The 254-nt window shown below is 40.2% G+C and carries 1 protein-coding gene; it reads left to right on the forward strand.

Annotated features, from left to right (window positions below):
• Positions 1–41 precede the first annotated feature (41 nt).
• On the forward strand, positions 42–254 hold a 213-nt coding region (locus tag IAQ59_RS22255; protein WP_209333041.1), incomplete at its 3' end, for a DUF4372 domain-containing protein.

A 254-nucleotide genomic window follows, 5' to 3' on the forward strand; every position in this document is an offset into this window, starting at 1 on the left:
AAAAAATACAATAGCGAGGTTTTGACACCTCGCTAAAATTTATGATGTTTGAAGTTACCACACTAAAAAACATCATGCCCAAAAATACGAATCTTGCCGGTCAACCCGTAATTTGTCAGCTACTTTCTTTTGTTCCCCGTGAAATTGTCGACTCCTTTGTGTCAGAACACCAAAGCGACCGATATTATAAGACGATGACGACGTGGAAGCAATTGGTTTTTATGATGTACGGAGTTGTCACCAAGTGCCATTCG

It is taken from the genome of Lunatimonas salinarum, assembly GCF_017811155.1.
In the GTDB taxonomy this organism is placed as follows: domain Bacteria; phylum Bacteroidota; class Bacteroidia; order Cytophagales; family Cyclobacteriaceae; genus Lunatimonas; species Lunatimonas salinarum.